Raw genomic sequence first — 22,811 nt, forward strand, 5'->3', positions numbered from 1 at the left:
AGCTAAGTGAGTTACTTATTACTTAGCCTTGGGCGGACGGCCACGGCCGCGCTTTACAGGAGCAGTTTCAGTTGCAGCTGGGGCTGCGGCTTCGACTTTTTTGGGGCGCCCTGGCTTTTTCTTGGCTGCTTCGCTTTTGGCCGGGCGACCGGGCTTCTTTTTCGCAGTTTCTGCCTTTGGCGGGCGGCCGCGACCGCGTTTTACAGGAGCAGCTTCAGTTGCTGCGGCTTCTGTTTCTGCTTTCTTTGGACGGCCAGGCTTTTTCTTGGCTGCTTCGGTTTTGGCTGGACGACCGGGCTTTTTAGCTTCTTCGGTTTTCTTTGGGCGACCCGGCTTTTTCTTGGGCTCTTCAGTAGTGGCTGCAGCCTTAGGAGGACGGCCTGGCTTCTTCTTAGCTGAGTCAGCTTTGGCTGGGCGACCGGGCTTTTTCTTTACCGCAGCAGCTTTTTTCTTCTCTGCAGTGGCAGCTTTCTTGGCAGCAGCTGCAGCTTTTTTGGCTTCTGCTGTAGCTTGCTTCTTCTCTTCGGTTGCCAGCTTCTTGGCGATAGCGGCTTCTTCTTTAGCGACGACTTTGGCTACTTTAGCCGCAAGCTTGTTTGCAGCTTTAATGCCGGCCAGCTCTTCTTTTGCATCTGCAGCGGCAGTTTTGGCCTCTGCAGCGGCAGTTTTGGCTGCAGCAGCAGCATCACGCGCTTTTTTCAGCTGGTTTTGCTGGGCCGGGGTTTTCTTCTTAGCGCGAACAGCGGCAACTTTTTCTTGAGTCGCTTTAGCTTTTTCTGCGGTTTTCTTGGCACTGTTTGCCAACTTTTCTACTTTAGCGGTCAGGTCCTTCTCTTGTTTGAGACGGGCACTTTCCAGTTTTGCGGTAAGGGAGCGCAGCTCCGCTTCCAGCTGTGCAACATCGCTAGTGGCGACTGCGGATACTTTTTTTGTAGCCATTTAAATTTCCCTGCAAATGTATTGTTTTGTTAAATGGGGGCATTCCTATCAATTATTCTCAGCCATCTTCCCAGTGAAATGCACTGTCGAAGACGTCTGTTTTCGGCAGAAAACAATTGATAGTGAGTCCCCCCAAGTGAGCGGCGCTAATTGCAGCTTATTTGTATACCTAAATGCAAGTGTTTTATATGGAATTTTGCTATTTCATGTAAAAAAAATCGTTTTTTTTTATATATTTTCAATTTGAGGACCTAAAAAGAGAGTCGTAGTAGGTATTTGCGCAGTAAAGAAGACTTTTGTTTTACTCTCGTTGCATAAACTGAAAGGTGTAATTGCAAGTGAATAGTTGAGTAATTTCCTATGGTTTATTGATGACTCTCGTTTTTGTATAAGAGATTAAACTGGAGAGCACTTACAGTTCCGATTTAGCGCAAACCCAGGTAGTGGGGTTAGTGTGTTGAGCAAGTAAAGAGTTAACAAAACTTAACGGACTGTTATCGACAAATGCTTAAGCTCGGAGCCTGCGACTATGAATCATTGCAGTCTTTATCAGATGTAACCCTACCGCGCTGAGTTAATGTGGCTGGATACTGATTTCACTATAGTGAAAGTGACTCTAACCATGCCTTAAAAGCTCTGGCTTCTTAAGTGGAGTAAAAGTAGTGGCTGGCTCTGGAGAAATGCCCACTCTTTTCATGGGCTTCTAGTCTGGATGCACTGTCTAACAGAAGAACTTCGAAAGCCTTGGATATTACTATCCTGCACCTGCGAGAGGTTAGGGATGTTCAACGCCTTCAAAGTTCAGCTGAGCCGTCGCGGATCAGTAAGGCACTTCTTATACGTGTACATGTAGGCTTTGATTAATTAGATAGCCTCTTTATTTATGGGGATATTACTCTCTTTAGGTGAGTTAAGAGAAAAGCTCGGTGGTTAAGCTGGATATTGGCCAAGAATTTTCCCATTGATGCCAACAGCCGATCTGAATTCTGGTTGAGTTTTGAGTGTTTGTGGCTATCTTGAAATAGTCGTAGGAACTAATCGCTTTGTTGCAGACTAACTCAACTGGTCTGTTAACTAAGTATCAAAAAGTTAGTGGGTATTTGCTGAGTGTTAAAACGCTCAAGAACATTCACTTGGGTAACTGGGATAATGAAGGCTTTAAAGTAAATTCTTTGTTATCTAGTGACAGGTTGAGTCTTTTGTAGAGTCATCACTTCCTGGAGCTAAAAGTATGCTTCCTAAGTAGGCATTGCTATGAATAGCCTTAGGGGGCTCAGTTTAATGCTGGGCAGAGAATTCTAGGTTAACAAGATATTCCCGTGCAGTGGTTTCTGGTAGTGATGGCGATTGCGGTGAATTAGCTGAAAGTTTTCAAGGTATCTTAATAGCGCTTGGAGATGGATTCTTCTTTATAAAGAGTTGATAACTTAAGCAGAGACTTTGGTGATAGAGGAAGGGATTGCGGCTCTATCACCGTGTCTTGGTATCTAAAGGTTACAGTGGCCCGTAGGGAAGGTAGCGGTTATTGGAGTGTTGACGAATCCAGAGAAGTTGTTCTTTTTGTAATGGTGCTTTGCGTTGGCGCAGCTCTTTGGCTAGGGGAATGACAGCAGACTCTGCCCCGGCATCCCAGCCGGTCAGTTCCATTTCTGCAAGGGTGAAGAAGCGTATGAGTTGCCATAACTGCTCGTTGTCCCAGTGTTGGCTCTCTTCTAACCATTGCTGAGCCGGCAGGCGAATCAGCTTTGAGGCCTTTAAGTCATCTTTATTTAGATTTGCGCTTAGGCTGTTATCAGAGGCGGCGACACTGATAAGCCTCTGCAATTGATCCCGGTCGAATTCCCACTGGTTTTCTTCTTGCCGGCCACTCACCTGTGGCTCCCAGGCTCCTACACTCATATTCTCTCCTTACTTAGGTACGAGGTTTTCACCATTATACCGAGGTGAACCTACTTCTGTGGGGAGCAATTACTTAATACTTCGTGGGGTGGAGTAGAGGGAACAACTTCCGTGTGATTGGGATAATATAGAAGAGTTACTTTTTATTGAGGTCCTTATGGAATTTATCTCTAAGGCGTTACCCGCGAGTAAACGGATCGCCCTGGTCGCCCACGACAACCGCAAGGGGACCTTGATACAGTGGTGTCTTCGTCACCGTTATCTTCTGGAGAAGCACAGTCTTCTGGCTACGGGCACAACTGGCGGTAAGATAGAGGACGCTACCGGTCTCACAGTAGAGAAGCTATTGAGCGGTCCCCTAGGGGGGATCAGCAGCTTGGAGCCCGAATCAGTGAAGGCAAGGTAGACTTGCTAGTCTTTTTCTGGGACCCCTTTGAGCCTATGCCTCACGATCCAGATGTCAAAGCACTGTTACGTATTGCTGCCGCATGGAATATACCCGTGGCCTGCAATTCGAGTAGTGCAGACATGATTGTTCAATCGACCCTAATGGAGCGTGAGTTTGACCGGGAGGTACCGGATTACCAGCGTTATCTGCAGCAGCGATAGTCGGATCTTTCGATCAAAAAATGATCTGATTATTCAGTTTGCTTTCTTAACGTATTGATTTTAAAGGGTTATTTCTATTGGTTATAGGTTGTACTTGCAATGCCTGGCGATTCGCGGCAATCTTGCCCACCAGATGAGACCGGTTAAACCGGCACCCTTGGTATTTGATAACAGCACGGTGTTTTATGAGTAGACGACGCGGAAAGGCCGTAGAAGAAGAGAAGGCGGATATCGACCTAACGCCCATGCTGGACGTAGTGTTCATCATGTTGATCTTCTTTATCGTAACGGCGTCCTTTGTAAAAGAGAAAGCGTTGGACGTAAATGTGCCTGATCCGAACCAGACCCAGGACAACCCGCCTGATTCAGATAAGCAAAACATCCTGCTGGTTGTGAACGCCAACGATGAGATCAGTCTTGCTGGTAGCCGTATTGATAGTCGCGCTGTTCGTGCCCGTATCGCGCAGCTGTATGCCGAGAACCCTCAAGCTATTGTGATTGTACGTGCGCATAACAAGTCGAGTGCGGATACTTATGTACAGATCGCGGATGCTGCTAAGGAAGTGAATCCGGCTATTCAAGTTTCCCTGGTGCCTTTCGAGAAGTAAACCAGAGAGAAGCGAGCGAGCCTTCGCATTGCATAAAAAAAGCCAGCAATATGCTGGCTTTTTTTATGCCTGCTGCTAATTACTGAGACCCCGCAACGGGAGCCTTCAATAGCGCAGGAAAGGCGAACGGTAAAAATTGCTTTTTGCCCGCTCATGGCCGATCCGCCAGTGCCTGCTTTGCTTCCATCCTTCGCTCTACCATTATTGTTGTAAAGAACAGTCGATATCGAGCAGCCCTCACAGATCTCATTCAGCAGGGGATCATTATGATAGATACCAATCAGAACCTTTATCTCGCAGAACTGAAATGACTGAAAGCCGCTGGCGGTTGAGAGCCGGTTCCTGAAGGATAAGAATTCCAGTAGTGTCAGCGTTTCAAGAATATCCACTTATTGAATCAGCGTACGGTAAATTTTATCCACTCGCTTAAGGGGATGTAAGGCGCGGTCAACTGAAGAGCCATACCAGGAAGCTCTGTTCATGTAACATTTGCTTAAACCAGAGCTCGAAGCTCTGGTGTTTCACAATAAACAGAGGTTCATCGTGCTTAGAGCCATCTGATAGGGGCTTCTGGCACCCTAGCAGCTCGTCTATTTTCAAGTATGAGCTATCAGTGAGAGTCATTTGGTAAATTCTGGTCGAGTTTTGATCAACGGCGAAATAATTCTCTCTTTAATCTGTAAGGATCAAAACATAACTTTTGCCAAAGTGATTAATATGATCCTCAATATCAGGCCCGGAGCTTTTTGAATGGAAAACCCCGCACAACAATTGCGTATTGATGGCACACGTCTCTGGCAAAGTCTTATGCAAATGGCTGAAATTGGTGCAACCCCTGCTGGGGGTTGTAACCGGCAGGCTCTGACTGATGAGGATCGTAAAGGGCGCGACCTGTTTGTACGCTGGTGCCGGGAAATCGGTTGTGAAATTCGCGTGGATCGCATGGGGAATATCTTTGCTCGCCGTTCCGGTACCGACAATGACCTCCCCGCAGTGATTACAGGATCGCATCTGGATACCCAGCCCACTGGCGGCAAGTTTGATGGAGTTTACGGTGTGCTGGCCGGCCTCGAAGTATTGCGCACCCTTGAGGAGGGTGGGGTTCGAACCAAGGCACCCCTGGAAGTGGTGGTGTGGACTAACGAAGAAGGGGCTCGCTTTTCACCAGCCATGGTCGGATCCGGTGTTTGGGCGGGGGAGTTTAGCCTCGATTATGGCCACAGCCGCATGGATAAATCTGGCATAACCATTGGCCAGGAGCTGGAGCGTATTGGGTATTTAGGTCCTGAACCGGTCCAGCCGGCACCTATCAAAGCGGCCTTTGAGGCGCATATTGAGCAGGGACCTATTCTGGAAAAACAGGATCAAGTGATTGGAGTCGTTACCGGGGTGCAGGGAATCCGCTGGTACGATGTAACCTTCTTTGGTACCCCCTGTCATGCAGGGCCCACCCCAATGGAGGATCGTCGCGACCCTGTCCAGGCCATGGCGTGGCTGTGCGAGAAACTTTATGGGGAAGTGAAGGCTTACTCCGAGGATGCCCGGATTACCTGTGGCGACTTGCGTGCAGAACCGGGTAGCCGCAATACCGTACCGGAAAAAGTAGTGCTCGCATTGGATTTACGCCACCCAACACCGGAGGGGTTGGAGCATTTACACCGCACTCTCTACCGGGTAGCCGAGCAGGCGCAAGAGGCCAGCGGTGTTGTTATCGATGTGCGCGAAGAATGGTTCTCACCACCGGTGGCTTTTGATAAAGACTGTATTGAGGCGGTTGACAGTGCGGTACAAAACCTGGGTTATAGCAATCGTAAGATGGTTTCTGGAGCTGGGCACGACTCGGTCTATATCTCGCGCGTTGCACCCGTGTCTATGATTTTTGTTCCCTGTGCCGGGGGGCTTTCACACAATGAAGCGGAGTCGGCTGAGCCAGGCCACCTGGAAGCGGGCTGTAATGTTTTATTGCACGCCATGCTAAATAGCGCCGAAGCGGGCTGATTATCCTTACTAGCCAATATGCAATAAGAACGCCTGGTAAGCCTAAAAGGTTGGCTGGGCTCCTATCAATAGATTTAGGTTGATCATGAGTGAATTTACCTTGAAGTACCGCAAGGATAACGGTGGTACAGCTCCACTGACTAACTGGGGAATGGACTCGGAGTACGGCGTATTGCGCGATGTACTCATCGGGCCGGTGGATAACTTCAGCTGGCGAACGGGAAATGCCAGTGCACGCCGAGCTGAACGCTTAGGCATGCAGTTCGATCACAAAGTGGCTGAGATGCAGCATAAAGAAATGCTGGATGCCTATCGCCATGCGGGAGTGACTACCCATTTGATTCCGGCAGACAGCAGCTTGCCCTATCAGATCTACGGACGTGATTCTTCGGTAATGACGCCCTGGGGACCTATTGTTACGCAAATGTTTAGCCCTTGGCGCCGGGGGGAGTGGGCCCCTATCGTTAAGAAGTATGCGGAACTGGATATCCCCATTTATGATGTCATTACCGCCGGCTCTCTGGAAGGTGGTGACTTTATGGTGCTTGAGCCGGGAGTGATTCTGTGCGGTTATTCTGGTGAGCGCACCAGTCCTCAGGGCTTTGCGCAGATGAAGAGCTGGGTAGAGAAGGAGGGTTGGGAGGTAAAGGGCTACCAGTTTGACCCCTTCTTCCTGCATATCGATGTTATGGTGGCAATGCTGGCGGAAAAGCTTGCGGCCATCTGTGTTGATGCCGTCGAGCCGGAGCTGGTGCAGTGGTTTAAGAGTCGCAATATAGAGATTATCGATATTCCTTTCCCGCAAGTACTGGAACTGGGAGTTAATGTGGTGGCCCTGGGGAATGATCGAGTGATGCTACCCAAAGCCAATACTGGCCTCGCGGAGAAGTGTCGGGCTCATGGTCTTGAGGTAATTGATCCGGATATCTCCATGATTACTCCCGGAGGTGGTGGTGTTCACTGTATGTGCCAGCCTCTGCGTAGAGAGTCCGCGCTAAAGCCCTAACAAGTGCCCTGAAAGAATAGCTCGGTGATCTATGAGCCACCGGGTTATTCCCGTCAACGAATGTGGTTGGTTATGAACTCGCCTCTGGGCTTATAGTCGTTAATATGAATCGCCTGTCAAAGGCGGCTCGCGGCTATACACCCGGTTATCAAGCCTTTTGTGCTAACTAATAAGATAAAAGTGGTTTCCCTTGGGAAAGGCATAGAAATTTCGCGCTAATCAACGGAAATCTGTTTATTTGTGGTTGCACACTTAGGCCAAGATCCTATTAGTATTCCGGAAGCACTATCAGAAGCTCTGCGTTTACTCACAGCTCTGTTTTTTGGCCGCTGCGGCTGTCTATCAGTCTTAAATGATTCGAACCCGGAGAACATTATGCAAAGCGCATGTGCGGAAATTCAGGCCCAGGTAAACGAGCGTATCCTGGAAATAACCATCAATCGCCCTGAGCGCAAAAATGCACTGACTATGGCTATGTATACCGCCATGGCAGAGTTGCTCAATAGTGCAGTCAACAATAGTGAAATCCGCGTAGTTATTCTCACTGGTGCCGAGGGCATTTTTACCAGTGGCAACGATTTAACAGATTTTCTCGGTGGCTCTGCAGAGGGTGAGGAGTCTCCGGTATTCCAGTTTATGAGCGCACTTTACAACTTTCCCAAGCCAGTGGTTGCAGCAGTGAATGGCCCTGCAGTGGGTATCGGTACCACTATGCTGTTGCACTGTGATCTGTCATTTGCCGGACACGATGCCCTGTTCCAAATGCCGTTTGTCAACCTGGGGTTATGCCCTGAGTATGGTTCCAGTTACTTATTGCCTCGTATTGCCGGCCACGCAAAAGCATCGGAATTATTGCTATTGGGCAAAAAGTTTAGTGCTCAGGAAGCTGTGGAGATCGGTATCTGTAATGCGGCGGTGGAGCCGGAGCAGGCGATTGTTCGGGCCCGAGAGGTGGCCGCTGAGCTAGCGGCGAAGGCACCGGCTGCCGTGCGGCTTTCCAAGCAGTTATTGCGTCGCGCAACCCAGGAAAAGGGTTTGGAGATTATTCAGGAGGAGGGTCGCCATTTCCAGGACCGCCTCACTTCTGAGGAGTTTAAAGAGGCGGCTACTGCCTTTATGGAGAAGCGCCCTGCAGATTTCTCAAAGTTTGATTAAAAAAGTGGCCGCTGATGCGGCCACTTTTTTGTTTGCTTAATATCTGCGTTTTCTATGGTGAGGGCGGGAAAGGTAATTGACAGCTTGATCGGGCTGGTCAGTAAAAATTCCATCGACGCGCAGTTGGTAGGCGGCAAAGTGGAGGAATTGGTTAAAACTATCGAATTCCTCTGGAAGCTTCTCCGGGTCGGCGCGAAAAGTATAGGGGTGAACTTGGAGATCCCTGCGATGGGCACGGCGGACGATATTATTGGCCCTTGGCTTACCATCCTCAACTTCTATTAACATGGGGTACCAAGGGCCGATGCCATCGGCATAGCTGGTGATTTTGCGCATGCCGCCAGGCTCCAGCATCCAATCGTAATCATAATTTTGAATTATGCCATCAATCTCAATCAGTTTTTCCCCCCAGCTGGTTGCAGCAATAAGCTGAACGAGGGAAAGATCCATCCCCATGGCGGGCATTAGTTCAAACTTGATACGTTGTAACTCTTCTGCATCGAAGCACTGTAAAAAAACTTTTTGTTGTTTGTCGCTATAGCCGTATTCCTTAAGTTTTTGCAAAGCGATTGTGGCGATATCTTTTCCTTCCCAGTGGTGGAAGTATGGTTTTTTTATTTCTGGATAAATACCAATTTCATATCCAAGGGATTTATTTAAACCCTGGATGAGTTCTATTTCTTCTTCGAAAGTGGATAGTTGAAAACTGGATTTCCATAGGGGGAAGCGATGCGGATATTTTGCCTGAGGCCCATCCTCGCCTATTGAGAAAGCTTCGCTAACACGGAGCTTTTTTAATTCTTCCAGCGTGAAATCGATAGTGTAGTAATGCCCATCTTCACGAGCTCGTCCAGGAAATATCTCTGCAACATTGGTGGTGCTATCGAGGTAGATATCATGCATCACGATCAGGTGATTATCTTTGCTAAGAACCAGATCCTGCTCAATATAATCTGGTCGCATAGCATAAGCCATGGCCTTTGCTTCGAGAGTGTGCTCTGGTAAGTAAGCAGAGGCACCACGATGAGCGATAACCAAGGGGGATTCGGCTCCAGCGGTACTGTTTTCAGCACAGGTGATATTTGCACTGGCAGAGCCAATGAGTAATAAGGTAGACAGAATTCTTTTGAACATTTGCAAGAGATCCCAAATAAGTGTGGGAAGCTTTCTAGCAAAAGAATATGACAGAGATATATCAATGCTAAAGTGGTTAAATATAGTGTGAACCATAGGGCATTTAGATTTGCTCAACGGTTTCAAGTGGCAAACCGGGCTTATTGCCCGGTTGAACTGGTTGCTAAGATGCTTGCCTTTCTGATGGCAATTTATACTGATACTTCTTGAGGCCAGAGGTGTTGTGCAAATTGCTGCCGCAAGTCTTTCTTGCTAATTTTTCCCGTAGCGGTATGGGGGATTTCTGAGGTGATAATACAGTCATCAGGAATCCACCATTTTGCGAAGCGCCCGTGAAAAGCGGCGAGAATCTGCTTGGCTTCGAGCTTTCCGTCGGTCTCTGGCACCACGATCAATAGTGGCCGTTCGGCCCATTTTTCATGAGCGACACCTATAACTGCTGCCTCGGCAACACCATCAAGGGTTATAGCGAAATTTTCAAGCTCAATGGAAGATATCCATTCTCCCCCAGATTTAATCACATCCTTGGTTCGGTCGGTGATGGTCAGATAGCCTAAAGAGTCTATAGTGGCCACATCGCCGGTATCAAACCATCCGTCCACCGTGAGCGCAGACTCTTCGGCTTTATAGTAGCGTTCGCAAACCCAAGGGCCTCTTACCTGTAGTGTGCCAAAAGCAATACCATCGTGAGGAAGGGGGCTGCCGAGAGGGTCTACAATTCGCATTTCTACTCCAAACCCCGCACGGCCCTGCTTCAGGCGTAGGGCCTTGGCTTCATTCTTAGGTAAATATTCATCTATGCGGGCATTGTAGGTACCAAGTGGGCTCATCTCTGTCATACCCCAGGCATGATGGGTATAGACACCATGCTTTTCTTCAAACTCTTCCATGATACTCCAAGGGCAGGCAGAGCCGCCGACGACCACACGGTTCAAGCTAGAGACCTTTTCTCCACTTTCACGCAAGTATTTGAGAAGTGCTAGCCAAACGGTGGGCACGCCAGCGGCGATGGTGACTGACTCTTGTTGTATAAGTCTACTAAGCGTTTCACCACAACCCATTTTAGGGCCTGGTAAAACTAACTTAGCGCCAACAGCAGGTGCCGCGTAGGGAATGGACCAAGCATTAACATGAAACATGGGCACTACGGGAAGGATGGCTTCATCGCGGCGTATGGCGAAGACATCGGGCATTAGTACCCCGTAGGTGTGCAGTGTCATTGCTCGGTGAGAGTAGAGGACTCCCTTAGGGTTCCCTGTAGTGCCGGAGGTATAACAGAGAGCGGCGGCACTTTGCTCATTCAATTCCGGCCAGTGGAAATCGCCAGAATGATTATCGAGAAGCTCTTCATAGCAATAGTAATTATGTAGAGTGCTTTGGGGCATATGAGCCCTGTCGGTTAAAACGATGAAACCCTCTACGCTGTTGAGTCTATCAACCATTTTTTCAATAAGCGGAACAAACATTGGGTCGATAAACAGCCAGCGATCTTCGGCATGCTCGACAATATAATGAATTTGTTCCGGAAATAAGCGTGGATTGATGGTATGGCAAACAAATCCACTACAGGAAGTCGCATAGTAGAGTTCAAAATGACGATGGTCATTCCAGGCCAGAGTGCCGATACGATCTCCATTGTTAGCTCCAAGTCTGGCTAGGGCCTGGGCAAGTTGGGCAGAGCGTTTAAAGGCCTCTTTGTAGGTGTAGCGAAACTGAGAATTATCCGTAGTAATGGAGACAATTTCACTATTGGGTGAATTACTCAAGGCGTGCTGCATGATACCGGTTAGGGTAAGTTGTGACTGCATCATCATGCCGTTCATTTAAAGCTCCTATTATTATGGTTTTTAGCATTTGATCTATATAGGGTTGTGCGGATCGATATTTATGCCTTGCTATGAATGAAGAATAAAAAAGAATACATTGTACTGTGCATAAGTTGTGAATATGTTTCTATGCACTTAATTAAAGTATCCATACACCACTGATGTTACTGGCATAGAGTGTTCTTCAATCGTGAGTAAGGTAGACCAAGGGGTCTCTATGGAGAATGAAAAATTCTGCACGTATAGTGAATTCCGTAAGTTATTATTTAATTTTCCATACGGTATTTCTCAGGTATACAGAATATTGCTACAAATGCCAAGAATAATTGAAAGGTGGTAGCTTTTTTACTGGATTATTTTGATCCATTCACCGGGCTCTGGTTCGCCCCGAGGATAATAACCATTGAGAAGTCGCAGCTGTTCCTCAGCATATTCACCAATTTCCATGTGTCGTGCCAGGGAGGAAAAGGTAGTTTTTTCTGTGGCTTTTACGTAGCGCAGTCGTCTTATATCCTTCTCTACAATATCGGTTTCCCGCAAGGGTCTGAAACTGCGAATACTGGTTAAAAATAGTGTGTCATAATGTTCAAGATCATCTTTTTTCTGCGATGATGCATTGGCCACTTTACCTTCCAGCATAAATTGACGGCTGCCGTAGTAGATAATTGCAACCCGATCTAGATCAATATTATTCTTTTCAAGTGATGGGACTTTACCTGTGTGTCCCTCTAATCGGTATTGATTTAGTTTTTCATCTTGTTCCAGCTTGCGTAAATCGTACTGCTCACGCAAGGCCATATCTGCGGGTTGATTCCCCTCACGTTTAGCGACCTTAATCGTAATTGTTGCTGATTGGTCAGGAGCTGTGCCTACGATGGAGGAGCGTTGATTGGCTACTGTCCAACCATCAGGAAACAGCAGTGAGAAGCCTAAACGTTTATGATTAAAACGATTTTTATTGGATTGCCTGGCATTATCACCGTAAACAAGACCATCAGTTTTTTCACGGTAATAAGCTACTTTAACATCCTTGCTCTCTTCAGGTAGGGTACCTGCGGCCTTGACTACTTCCTGTAGACGAATATCGTTGCGTGGGTGAGTAGAAAAAACGCCATGATATGTCTGCGGTTTTTTACCCTCCACACGCGCCCGTCTGCGGGCGAAGATTTCCTGATCTTTTAGTATGCCAATTACATTGAGCATTGCGGTGGGATCATAACCGGCTTTGAACATATACTGCGCACCAAAGCGGTCTGCCTCCAACTCCATTTCCCTCCCATAACCTTTCACCGCAGCAGTACTCCAGAGATTTGCTGCATCACCAACAACCCGGCTACCTGTTACCAATACAGATAATACTGATGCGGCACTGGCACCAGTGGCAGCGGTTTTTTGACGAACGGCATGGCGTGCAGTGATATGGCCTATCTCATGGGCGAGCACAGCTGCCATTTCTGCTTCGGAGTGAAGGTAAGTCAGCAGGCCGCGATTGATATATACATAGCCTCCAGGTAGGGCAAAAGCGTTGATATCCTGGCTATCGATAATCGTGAAGTGATACTTGATGTCGGGCCTATCGCTGGCTGCCGCTACTTTTTGCCCTACGTGGTCAACATAGGCGGTGAGTACTGGATCCTGGTAGATAGGGGTGCTTTCGATCAGCTTTTCATGCATTTCTTTGCCGATAGAAATCTCTTTATCCTCAGACATCAAGACCAGATCGGGTCGGTTGGTGGCCGGGTTGAAAGCACATGCAGTACATACAAGGACCAATAAAAAGACGTACCACCGAAAGAAATTTTGCATTAACCCTGCCTCCCTGCTTATTTATTGTTTAAGAACTGCTGCCTGCTGCGGGTACCAAAAATTGCTGTAGTTGTACGGCCATCCCTTTACAAGCATTGTTTTGTACCCGTGCGATCAGGGGGATTGGTATTACGATGGCGGGCATATAAGATGTGCCTTTGGCATCTGCGCTCAGCTTTCCGGACAGCTCTCGATCGCGAAAATCCCATACTGATGCTTCATAGTCAGATTCCTTATCCCAGGTACCGAAACCGAAACAACCAGCTCCGCCAGTACTGATCGTGCAGCTTATTGAGCCGGCACTGGCAGTGGTTTCTGTGGAGCCGTCTATCCAGACGATGTATTTCACCCCATAAGACTCCATTCGCTCACGGACCTCCTTATTTTCCATAAGGCGATCGAGTGAACGCACATGCATGGGGGCGGTTCTTGGCTCAAACCAGGGATACATAAGATCGACAAACTCTTTTTCGGGAATAATATTAACCCCCATCTCAGGATTGTGTAATTCTCTGCCGACACAGTCGATAAGATTGGGTTCTGTTTCGTAATCACTGGAATGGCGGCGCCCTAATATCACCACGGAATCCCCAGCCGCAAGTTCACCATCGCTACGTCTGTATTCATCAATAACTACAGTGGTGCATCCGCTAAGGATGAGCAGGGATATAACAATTAATGGCTTGAACACGATGAAACCCTCTATTCAGCCTGTGGGGACTTTACTTTAAATTCCTGTAATGACGCAGATCTAATCCTGCCAGAGAGAAATGCCTGTAGCTCGGGAACCTTTTCGAAACCTGTATATAAGGTTGCACCTGCATCGCGAAGAGCAATATTGATTGCCTGGGTTAAGGCCTGCTCTTGGGACTGTAAAAAGGCGGTTGGTGTTTTACCGTAAGCAGTGATCACCCAGTTGGCAACTTGGTTTCCCTGGGAGTCATAGGCGTTCATATCATATTTGATCCACACCTCAAAAATATTGACTCTTGTTTCTCTGGGCATGGTGAACTGAAGTTCACGGACTTCCGGAACTATAACAAGCTCAACATTAGCGGGGACATCCTTAGGGTATTCAGAAAGTGAGATAGTATTGACAAACATAGAGCGGAGAACTGTTTCAAATAGATTTCCCTGTGCTCTACCAGTATTTATTTTCCATTCCTCTCGGTCCTCACTATCCTCCTGATAGGTATAATTTTTGAAATCCTCGCTCAGATAGATACCCACGGAGAGTGGAAATTGATGACCTACAGGGGCGGGATAGTTTCCTTCAACCTGAACCGTATGGGAGCAGGCCGTAACCATTAGAGAGAGAAAAACCACAATCGCCAGATGAAATGTGGGTGTCTCCTTTATCCTGTGCTTCATGCATGACTCCTGATAACAATCAGCTAGCGAAAATCATTAAGTCCAACAAAAGTGCCACCATTACGATAGGTTAGTTCTCTCATCAGCGCGGCAAAACGTAATCCGGTAGTTTGCAAATGCGGAGGCCTGGAAAACTGTATTGGGAACCCTACTGCGTGGATGCGAATATTGCGTTTACCCTCTCCATGTTGGGCATTGACTCGATCCACAGCCAACATGACATTGCGAATTGATTTCCCTGTAAATTCATCACCTAATACATAGATGCTAATTTTTTTACTGGGATCGTAGAAACTACGCACGGCTTTTTGTATGCCCTCTACAGGACTAGAGTTACTGAAAGGGTTCCATGTTTTTAATCGTTGGAGGATCGCCTGGCGACGTCCAGGGGTATCGGGGATCCACTTGTTGCGGTAATTGAAAAACATGTAATCCCCCATGTCATTCATTACCTGAATACCTTTGACGTTGGGATACAGATCTAAAGTATTGACCATTTCCGCCATCATGCGGTCCCAACCATAGTTAAACATACTGCCGGAGGTGTCGATAATGAAAAGAATGTATTCACTGTCGACTGGTATACCACCTATGACATTATTTTTACGCTGGTAGTTTTCGCCGAGTAGGCGACGCATTTCTTCGGTCATCGTCTGAAGAGCGATCGTCAACTCACCCTTCAACTTGCCTTCCTGGCTTTGTCCTTCCGTTTTACTGGCGTAGACGGCCTGCAGAGCTTGAAGTTCTCCACGTAGATTGGCAATGCGCTTGCGCTCAATGTCAATCTGCTCGCGCTTGGCGTTGAGGTCCCGGTTGAGGACGGTGGTTTCACCACGAATTTCTGCGATTTGTTCTTGAAGCTCTATAACCTGAGCCTCCAGATCTATCTCCGCTTCTTCCAATACAATGGGCTCGGCTGTTTTGGCAATCATTAACAGCAATACAATAGCGCCAAATCCACAGCAAATGACATCGAGAAAGGAGATGCTGAATTCTTCTTGGCGTTTTTTCTTTGAAGAACCAATCATGGCCAATCCCTTGATGGGGCGAGAAAGGATCCTTGAGTTTGCATGGCCAGTTTCCAGTATTCACTGGCCGCGAAAGGGTCGCCTTCCATTGGAGTGAGAATAATATTGATCGGAACATTCTTGGGAAGCACTTTAACCGCACGTTTGAATAAATTACGGCGTTCCCTACCTGAGACAGTGGCACTTCTGGGTGGCTTCAAGCCTTGTGTAGGCAGGCCATCGGTGATCAAAATAATGTTATCGGGTAAAGGTGTCATGGCGTGAATGGCATTGAATACCCTTTCTAAACTAGTGCCATTTTCTGGCACGATTTCATCCAATTGTTTGATTGCTTTATCCAACTGGTCACGATCATCTACATTGAGCCAGCGATCTTCCGTCCCGGTGATTGCGGCGCGAAAAGATGTATTGAAAGTATAGATCTGGTACTGACTGTCTGGTGGTAACTGGGCGGTGAGCCAGGAAACGGTATTGATGGCCCGACGCCATTTTTCTGTCTGACGTTTAACCCTTGATGACATATTGCGGGCGCGAATAACTTTGATAAGTTCATCACCGAGCATTGAAGCAGAGGCATCAAGTAAAATCAGGATGCGATTACCACCAAGTCGCAGCCCTGTAAGGTACTGACGGTCACCATCTCCACTATATTTGCGCACATTGTTACCGAGCTTCTTATTTTCTTCCTCCAAGTCCTTTTTGGCCTGTTCTAATTTTTTGAGCTTGTCTTGTAATCTTTTTATGTCTTCCTTTTCATCAATACTGTCTACTTCGGCAATATTGCCTTTTACCTCCTCTATTTGTTCGAGTATACGACGTGCAAGTCCTTGTGCCTCTGCGAGTTCATCGCTGACGATATCCAAGGTGTTGCGCGCCAATACAAGGTGCTCCTCCCCAATTTCAACTTCTTCTTGTAGCAGGTTGACTTCAGCGCTCAAGTCCTCAGTTTCTACTTCGATTTCGTGATCGGAGCCATGCTTAATAATTAGAAAAATTAGTGCAACCGCACCAAATCCACAGGACATGATGTCTAGAAAAGATAAGCTGAAGGTAGAAAAGCGACGCTGTTTACGTCTCATAGCGTTCCACACTGATTGCAGTTATGACGTCATGGCGATCCGCAATTCCGATCTTATCTCCGGCGTTTAGGTTAACCGGTGCTGCAATTTCCTCACCGTTAAGCATCAGACGAATTCCCGCATCTACTCTTAATGCAAGACGCCCCGCATGGTTGGTAACCGTTGCTGCTGGGTGCTCAGGAGGGGTGGGAGTAACCTGAAATTTATCTTCGTGCCAGAAAACAAATAGTGGCTGTTGTGCCGCAAGGGCGCGATGGCCATATAAAAGATGTGTGGCTACGGCTTCTGAAGGTGCTTCTAAATGCAGGCTGATTTCACTTTCTGGGGCGGCTCTGACACTGCTCACTAATCGCAAAGCAGAGTCAGGACTGCGCAACTCTTTCCAGCGATTCTTAATAGATTGGGCAGTGCTGTCCCTGGATAGAAGGTGCATACGCTGGGCTATCTGCAGACCACCGGGAATTTCTGCCCAGCGATGGGATATAAAGCTCACACTGCCACTATCTGCAAGGTTTTCAATCATTGCCCGAACACGGGAAAGAATAGGAGCTGTAGCGTCCTGAAGTTGGCGCAAAGATATTTTTGCCGTACGATCATCTAACTCTGCAAGAACTTCCCCCTGACTCATTGCGCGGCTGACCCACTGGGGCATCAAATCATAGAGTTGCTGTTCGGATTCTGCAGAGTGCAGTGGATCAAAACGGCACTGCATAACGAAAGCATCCGTGAAAACTCTTGCCCAGGCCTCTTGAAAATGACATAGGCCTGCATCTGCAACACTCTCCGATGATTTTACGGTGGCTTGGTTATCCACCGAAATACGGGAAACGAGAGTTTGATGTAGTTGCAGTTCTACATGCATTTGCAATCCAGCGGGGGCCAAGTCACCAATAGCAGCACTGGCAGAGTCAACCAGGCCAACCACATTCATATTGCTTTCTTTAATAATCCCGAGTAACAGCGCTAATTGCTCGCGGGTAAAATTGCCTGGTACTGCTAGCACCAATTCTTCGGGAAGATCACAGTGTTCGGATATTTCTTGTAAGTGGCAGTAGGCAAGATCGGCATGGTGGCGGCAGCGCTGGTTGGTTGATTTTAAAGATTCTAAACTCAGCCTTCGCCAAAACTGGTTGTTGACTTGGGTGGGGTGACTGCGGGCACGCATTTGCGCTGCGGTGCCTATGTGAATACGTCCCGGTTCAATTACCGCAATACCGGGGCTTTCCAGAACTTCCGTGGTATCGATAAAAACTCTTAAACCACAGTCATTGATTTCAAGGACACCTTGTCCCATGGAGTATTCCTCGCGGCGAATATCCGAGATGATAATTTTGAGTTCGGCTAGCTGATTTTGAGAAATCTCAGCAGGCGGTTATCGCAATAGTTCTGTGTATCCAAGACCAGTCTTTCTTGCATAAGCTGTAACTGGTGGGTAAAAAACATAATGACAATGCTGATCACCAGGGCAATAAAAGTTGAGTTGAAGGCGACCCCAAGGCTTACGGTAACCCCGGCAATATCACCCTCTACTGCTTTATGGGCTTGAGAAAGTGCCTCGCCGATGCCGCGCACGGTTCCGATAAACCCGATCGAGGGAATTGCCCAAGTGATATAGCGCACCATTGCTAATTCCGAGTCGAGCCGATCGCCCTCTGTTTCGCACACTTCTTTCACCGAATTGGAAACTGCAGCCACATTTTTGGTAGAACCGAATCTTTGTAGCGCGGTGAGCAGTGCTCTTGGCACGAGATAACTTCGCTCCTCTTCGGGTAGTGCTTGTATGGGACGGGACAGGTCGCGGGTGTCTTCGGGTAATATAGGTGTGCCTTCGCTGATATTAAGAAGGGCTTTATCGAGCAGTTTGCGCTCGCGTATGCTGCGGTGTGCCTTTAGGCCCATGATTGCCATGGCCCACAGCATCAGTACAAAGCAAGCTTCTTGCTCGTAGTCTTTCATCACAATATAAATGGAACGTTGCTGAACGTAGGTTTCTCCTGCAGCCTCCCGTGCAAGCTGTTCTTCTATCAAGGCATCTGCATTAGGGCGAATGATGGCAACATAAATGGCGTGAACCAGGATAATAGATCCCAGCAGAGCAAATATCTGGAACACAAAGTCTGAGGATTTGAATTTCATGGTGGTGCCCTTGGCGGCTTCTCTTTTAAATATCCACAGGATAGGAAACAGATAAGTCTTCAGAAATTTCTTCTGAAGACTTGTAATCATCTGAACGATTGCCCTTGCGCTTGTTTTTTTCTGTTTTCTCCTTGTTCGCCTGAGCAACGGTCATCTCATTGGTATCTTCTTTCTCCTGGGCAAATAAGTAAGAGGGTAAAAGAATGATGAGTATTAAAATGATCTTGAACATCTTCACTCCTTCTTTAATTAATCCAGCGCGCGACCCTAAATCCAATATCATTGCGGGGAGCTTCGCCATAATCACGGTAGGATAAACGCAGTTCGGTTAACCCTGAATGACGCCAGCTGGAGCCGCGAATTACATGGTAGTCGCCATCCTGTGGGCCAATCGGATTTTCTTCCAGGCGCGATGAGAGTCCGGTACCAATGGTATAGAGGTCGTGAATCCACTCAGAAACATTGCCACCCAAGTCGTATATACCAAGAGGATTTGGACTGTAACTGCCGACGGGAGCCGTGGCTGCATAGCGGTCGCTATAGGTGCGTAATACTGCCGGGACCAGCTTGGCAGCGTGGCTATCGGCATAGTTACCAGAGTTGGCACCGATAGGTAGTTCATTGCCCCAGGGGTATTTACGCATGGTGCCTTTATCATAGCGTGCTAACCAGGCCCATTCGGCTTCTGTGGGAAGGCGATAGCCGTCTGCCGCTGAATCAAACCCAACTATTTTACCGCGCTCGGTTAGGTATACAGGGTTTAGACCTTCACGTTCACTGAGCCAGTTGCAAAATAAAGCCGCATCGGCCCAACTGACATTGACGACAGGCAGGTTGTCATTATCCAGGCTAACTCCATTCACATGCCTTGAGGTATGCATACGTTTAAAGCGTCTGAATTCTCTGTTAGTGACTTCGGTGGCTCCGATATAAAAAGGACGATTGAGAGCGACTTGGCGCATCACCTCATTGGCACGGCGCCCTTGTTCACGTCGTGAGGATCCCATAGTGAATACAGCATTGGGGCGCATTAACTTCATGGTTCCATTCGCGCCATGTTGATAGGATGCCGGAACCTGCTGCCAGCGAGCCTGCTCTTTGGTCAACAATACTGCGCGTACCGTCTGCTCCAGCTTGTCGCTTGGGATTACTCTGGTATCAAATGCTTGGTAGCCATTCTTCCTCACTTCAATTTTGTGACTTTTCGTTGGGAGGTTGAATGACTGTCCGCTTTTACCCGCATATTGCCCATCAATATAAACCTCTGCATCAGTGGGTACACTCGTTACAAATACCCTACCGTACACGGCGTTTAAGTTAACGCTGAGATCCCGCTCCATTCCGGCGGAAAGGTCTATGGTGTGTACTACAGAGGCGTAACCTTCTTTAAAAAAGCGTAATCGATGAGCTTCTCCTGATGACAATTCAAGTTCAAGAGGAGTGTGTCCGCGGAACTCCCCATCAACAGTTACACTGGCGCCTTCGGGAATTGAAACAACTCGTAATAGTCCATCGGCTGGGCCCAGATTTACCGTGGGAAGGGCTTGGTCCACACCGGCGGTAACGGCTATTGGGACATCGACAGTTTTATGTTCTGGTAGGGAGATGGAGACAACCCTATCCCCTTGCACCAGCTCTGTATTGAGAGGTGTTGTGCCAAGAGTTTTTCCATTGGAGGTGACAGTGGCACCTGGGGGATTACTACTAATACGTATATTGGCCCAGGCTGGACGAAGTTTTGCTTGCAAGCGATGAGTGTTGTCGAGCCCCTCGACTTTGATTACTTGGGTATAGGGGAGATAACGATCGGAGAGAATTGTTACCCGAAGGGAACCTGGACGTATATTTTCCACCAGTCCGTTTGTATTGGGCACTTCACCGCCATTGATTATTATTTTGACTGGAACCGGGGGGTCTGTTTCAACTTGCAGATGGCCTGGCAGCTTATCCAGGGTCACTGCATGGCGGCTGTGCCCATCGCTGCCGACTTCAACCTCACCACTCTTGGATAAATAACCATCTGCACTGATGGTGTAACTGTAGTTTCCGGGAAGCACCAGATGTCCATCTCCCAGTGGCAGGGCAAAGCCATCAATATTGACTTTTGCATTGTTAGGCACGGTTTCAAATATGAGGGAGCGGGCGATGACTAAGTAGGTCAGCGCCAAGAGACTTAATAACAGGCAGGCCGCTACTACCAGTGCACGCTTGGACAGGAACAGGCGAGCACGGTTAGAGCTGACTTGAACCGGTGTGAAACCTATAGGTTCGATGAGAGGTGAGTCATCGATTACAGGTTCATTATCGCGAACTGAGACCGCCTCTTTCACTGCCATTTACACTTCCCTATTGCTGTGTCGTTATGGAGTTATCGCAATAATCTGGCACCGATGAAATACGCGCCAAGGCGCATCGGGTACCAAGGCTGGGTTGGATGTTTTTTGTGTGAAATAAAGCTTAGCTCGCTGCCACCGGAGGGTTGGCGATCAGCGAGCCGTTTGTCACAGAACACCTCTTTTCCTGTGAATGAATCTTCTGATTCATCTTAGGATTTGCCCCTTGCGAATATCTTCTTTATTGGATTTTCATCTCTCTCAGGGGTTCTTGTCTTCAGCTATTATTAGCGCCGTTTACTTTCTCTGCGCACTGAATGACCACTTCGGTGACAGGTTTTCCGGGTTTTACAATGAACTCACGCCGTACATCCCGATACCCATCGCGGGTACCAATGGCTGTGTAGCGACCGGGTTTTAAGGCGATTTCTCGTTGGTCAAAATTACCCAGTCGTCCAACATGGTAAATCGTGACACTGGTACTACGATCGGATTTGAAACGAACGGGTAGAGGTATCAGAGCTTGGGTAAGCGCATTTTCTAGGTCTTCTATTTGCTGAACTAAGCGTGGTGTTTGACCGTTTACTTTACGTGCATCGGCTAAGACAGTGCGGGCAAAGTGGTTGCGCTTACCTTCACTAAGGGTAAGGGGGTCTTTGAGTAATTCTTGTAACTGATCATCTAATTTGGCCCTGGCAGAAGAGCGTGCCTTCCCCGTAACTGCAGCAACCAGGCTACTATCCTTTTTCAACAAGGCCGTATAACTTTTAAGAGCATCACGCCAATCTTCTTTTTTTTCCTGTGAGCGTGCCAAGCTCAGTAGTTTATTAATTTTCTCCCGCTCCATACCATTTTTTGCCTGTTGTAGGCCGATGGTCGGTGCTTTAGCAGTAGGCTTTAATGCTTGCGCTTGATTGAAGAATTGTTTAGCGGATGTGTAATTTTTATCGGCAATCGCTGCGTAGCCCGAAGACATAGCCTTTTGGTAGTCTCTCTCAGTGATTTCTATTTCAACCTTTGCCAGTAATGCTTGAGCTTCAACAGTCTCAGGGTCAACCGAGAGTGATTGCTCAAGAGATGACTTAGCCTGGTCTAGGTCGGAATCGGAGTAGGCGTCTTTTGCCTGAATATATCTCCACCAGGCAGAGGGTAATTTATCGGTCCGCTCAAGCCCCTTGAGACCTCTTGGGTGATCTTTAGAGATAGTAAGTACTAGATTAAATGCATCTAGTGCAGAATCCTTATCCCCTATATCCAAAGCGCGTTTACCCTCGCTAAGGTGTAACTCAATTCGCTCGGGAATACTGTCACGCAATGTCTCTAGTGCTTGTAAGGATTCCCGGTACTTTTCCAGGGCTTGCATGAATTGTCTTTTTCGATAAAGGCTATCAGCCTTTAGAGCTAGGTCTTCAGCGGAGTAGTAATCTTCGAATGCCCATAACTCAACTTGACGTTCTTGTAGCTCCTCTTTAAGGGCGAGAATATCTTGCAGAATTCTTTGCACATCCCTGCGTTGCTGCATGATTTCAGCATCGGAATAGGGGGATGCCTTTGCCGGATCTTCCTCTGGTGTATTTATTGTTTTGGCAACAGCCATTTTATCGGTTTGTAATTTTGGAGTTTGCACAACTTGGGGAAGTCCCCAGAAAACCCCTACCAAGCCACTGAGCATTACTGCCCCCAGCAAAAAAGGCCAGTATGAATTTTCCCTTTCCGGCTTGTCAGTTTTAGGGCTGGTTTTTTTGGGGATGCGAGCTTCCTCACCGCCAAAGCTAAACTCTGCGGGCTCGATCGGAGTTGAATCTTCCTTGGTGTTATTGCGGTGCTGCATAGTGATTCCGCCGTTTTATTAAGTTACCCAGTGAAGATCTTGGGTGCTTGCTA

Annotated in this window: 20 protein-coding genes and 1 pseudogene; 5 read left to right on the plus strand and 16 right to left on the minus strand. The window is 47.7% G+C overall.

Features of this window, described 5'->3' with window-relative positions:
- Window positions 1–18: 18 nt before the first annotated feature.
- Window positions 19–939, minus strand: a complete 921-nt coding sequence (locus MJO52_RS03380) for a hypothetical protein (RefSeq protein WP_252084554.1) — start codon at window positions 937–939, stop codon at window positions 19–21.
- 1,494 nt (window positions 940–2,433) lie between these two features.
- Window positions 2,434–2,838 (minus strand): hypothetical protein, encoded by a 405-nt coding sequence (locus MJO52_RS03385; protein ID WP_252084555.1) that lies wholly within the window; start codon window positions 2,836–2,838, stop codon window positions 2,434–2,436.
- Window positions 2,839–2,995: 157 nt separating this feature from the next.
- On the opposite strand from MJO52_RS03385, the pseudogene MJO52_RS03390 reads away from it, so the two are divergent.
- Window positions 2,996–3,447 (plus strand): annotated as a pseudogene (locus MJO52_RS03390) (methylglyoxal synthase).
- Window positions 3,448–3,632: 185 nt separating this feature from the next.
- A complete protein-coding gene (locus MJO52_RS03395) occupies window positions 3,633–4,055 on the plus strand; it encodes an ExbD/TolR family protein (protein WP_252084556.1) in 423 nt (140 codons plus the stop codon).
- Here MJO52_RS03395 and MJO52_RS03400 read toward each other — a convergent pair.
- Together MJO52_RS03400 and MJO52_RS03405 are read right to left on the minus strand one after the other, a co-directional pair.
- Window positions 4,025–4,444, minus strand: a complete 420-nt coding sequence (locus tag MJO52_RS03400) for a hypothetical protein (protein ID WP_252084557.1) — start codon at window positions 4,442–4,444, stop codon at window positions 4,025–4,027. The genes MJO52_RS03395 and MJO52_RS03400 overlap by 31 nt on opposite strands.
- A gap of 58 nt (window positions 4,445–4,502) precedes the next feature.
- The gene (locus tag MJO52_RS03405; RefSeq protein WP_252084558.1) at window positions 4,503–4,679 is read right to left on the minus strand and encodes a tryptophan 2,3-dioxygenase family protein; all 177 of its coding nucleotides are present in this window, start codon (window positions 4,677–4,679) and stop codon (window positions 4,503–4,505) included.
- A gap of 126 nt (window positions 4,680–4,805) precedes the next feature.
- Here MJO52_RS03405 and MJO52_RS03410 point away from each other — a divergent pair, with 126 nt between their 5' ends.
- The 3 genes from MJO52_RS03410 (at window position 4,806) to MJO52_RS03420 (ending at window position 8,214) form a co-directional block, all read left to right on the plus strand.
- The gene (locus MJO52_RS03410; RefSeq protein ID WP_252084559.1) at window positions 4,806–6,053 is read left to right on the plus strand and encodes a Zn-dependent hydrolase; all 1,248 of its coding nucleotides are present in this window, start codon (window positions 4,806–4,808) and stop codon (window positions 6,051–6,053) included.
- 85 nt (window positions 6,054–6,138) lie between these two features.
- Window positions 6,139–7,059, plus strand: a complete 921-nt coding sequence (locus MJO52_RS03415; protein WP_252084560.1) for a dimethylarginine dimethylaminohydrolase family protein — start codon at window positions 6,139–6,141, stop codon at window positions 7,057–7,059.
- Between the two features lie 375 nt (window positions 7,060–7,434).
- A complete protein-coding gene (locus MJO52_RS03420; protein ID WP_252084561.1) occupies window positions 7,435–8,214 on the plus strand; it encodes an enoyl-CoA hydratase in 780 nt (259 codons plus the stop codon).
- Between the two features lie 36 nt (window positions 8,215–8,250).
- Here the strand turns inward: MJO52_RS03420 and glpQ are convergent, their stop codons facing one another.
- The 12 genes from glpQ to MJO52_RS03480 form a co-directional block, all read right to left on the minus strand.
- Entirely contained in the window at window positions 8,251–9,348 is a 1,098-nt protein-coding gene (gene glpQ, locus MJO52_RS03425) for a glycerophosphodiester phosphodiesterase (protein ID WP_252084562.1), read from the minus strand.
- 191 nt (window positions 9,349–9,539) lie between these two features.
- The gene (locus tag MJO52_RS03430) at window positions 9,540–11,171 is read right to left on the minus strand and encodes a long-chain-fatty-acid--CoA ligase (protein ID WP_252084563.1); all 1,632 of its coding nucleotides are present in this window, start codon (window positions 11,169–11,171) and stop codon (window positions 9,540–9,542) included.
- Between the two features lie 348 nt (window positions 11,172–11,519).
- Window positions 11,520–12,980 (minus strand): M48 family metalloprotease, encoded by a 1,461-nt coding sequence (locus MJO52_RS03435; protein ID WP_252084565.1) that lies wholly within the window; start codon window positions 12,978–12,980, stop codon window positions 11,520–11,522.
- 28 nt (window positions 12,981–13,008) lie between these two features.
- Entirely contained in the window at window positions 13,009–13,671 is a 663-nt protein-coding gene (locus MJO52_RS03440; RefSeq protein WP_252084566.1) for a hypothetical protein, read from the minus strand.
- Between the two features lie 11 nt (window positions 13,672–13,682).
- Window positions 13,683–14,351 (minus strand): hypothetical protein, encoded by a 669-nt coding sequence (locus MJO52_RS03445; protein ID WP_252084567.1) that lies wholly within the window; start codon window positions 14,349–14,351, stop codon window positions 13,683–13,685.
- Between the two features lie 23 nt (window positions 14,352–14,374).
- On the minus strand, window positions 14,375–15,379 hold the full coding sequence (locus MJO52_RS03450) for a VWA domain-containing protein (protein WP_252084568.1): 1,005 nt from the start codon (window positions 15,377–15,379) through the stop codon (window positions 14,375–14,377).
- Complete coding sequence (locus MJO52_RS03455; RefSeq protein ID WP_252084569.1) at window positions 15,376–16,458, minus strand: VWA domain-containing protein; 1,083 nt, start codon at window positions 16,456–16,458, stop codon at window positions 15,376–15,378. The genes MJO52_RS03450 and MJO52_RS03455 overlap by 4 nt, the downstream gene beginning before the upstream one ends.
- On the minus strand, window positions 16,448–17,752 hold the full coding sequence (locus MJO52_RS03460; protein ID WP_252084570.1) for a hypothetical protein: 1,305 nt from the start codon (window positions 17,750–17,752) through the stop codon (window positions 16,448–16,450). The genes MJO52_RS03455 and MJO52_RS03460 overlap by 11 nt, the downstream gene beginning before the upstream one ends.
- Window positions 17,753–17,799: 47 nt before the next feature.
- Window positions 17,800–18,594, minus strand: a complete 795-nt coding sequence (locus tag MJO52_RS03465; protein WP_252084571.1) for a MotA/TolQ/ExbB proton channel family protein — start codon at window positions 18,592–18,594, stop codon at window positions 17,800–17,802.
- 25 nt (window positions 18,595–18,619) lie between these two features.
- Complete coding sequence (locus MJO52_RS03470) at window positions 18,620–18,826, minus strand: hypothetical protein (RefSeq protein ID WP_252084572.1); 207 nt, start codon at window positions 18,824–18,826, stop codon at window positions 18,620–18,622.
- A 13-nt stretch (window positions 18,827–18,839) separates the two neighbouring features.
- Window positions 18,840–20,930 carry a PEGA domain-containing protein gene (locus MJO52_RS03475; RefSeq protein WP_252084573.1) on the minus strand — a complete coding sequence of 697 codons (2,091 nt, stop codon included), beginning with the start codon at window positions 20,928–20,930 and terminating at the stop codon, window positions 18,840–18,842.
- A gap of 274 nt (window positions 20,931–21,204) precedes the next feature.
- Window positions 21,205–22,758, minus strand: coding sequence for a tetratricopeptide repeat protein (locus tag MJO52_RS03480; protein ID WP_252084574.1), 1,554 nt, complete (start codon window positions 22,756–22,758; stop codon window positions 21,205–21,207).
- Window positions 22,759–22,811 lie beyond the last annotated feature (53 nt).

The organism is Microbulbifer variabilis, from assembly GCF_023716485.1.
Taxonomy (GTDB): Bacteria; Pseudomonadota; Gammaproteobacteria; order Pseudomonadales; family Cellvibrionaceae; genus Microbulbifer; species Microbulbifer variabilis_B.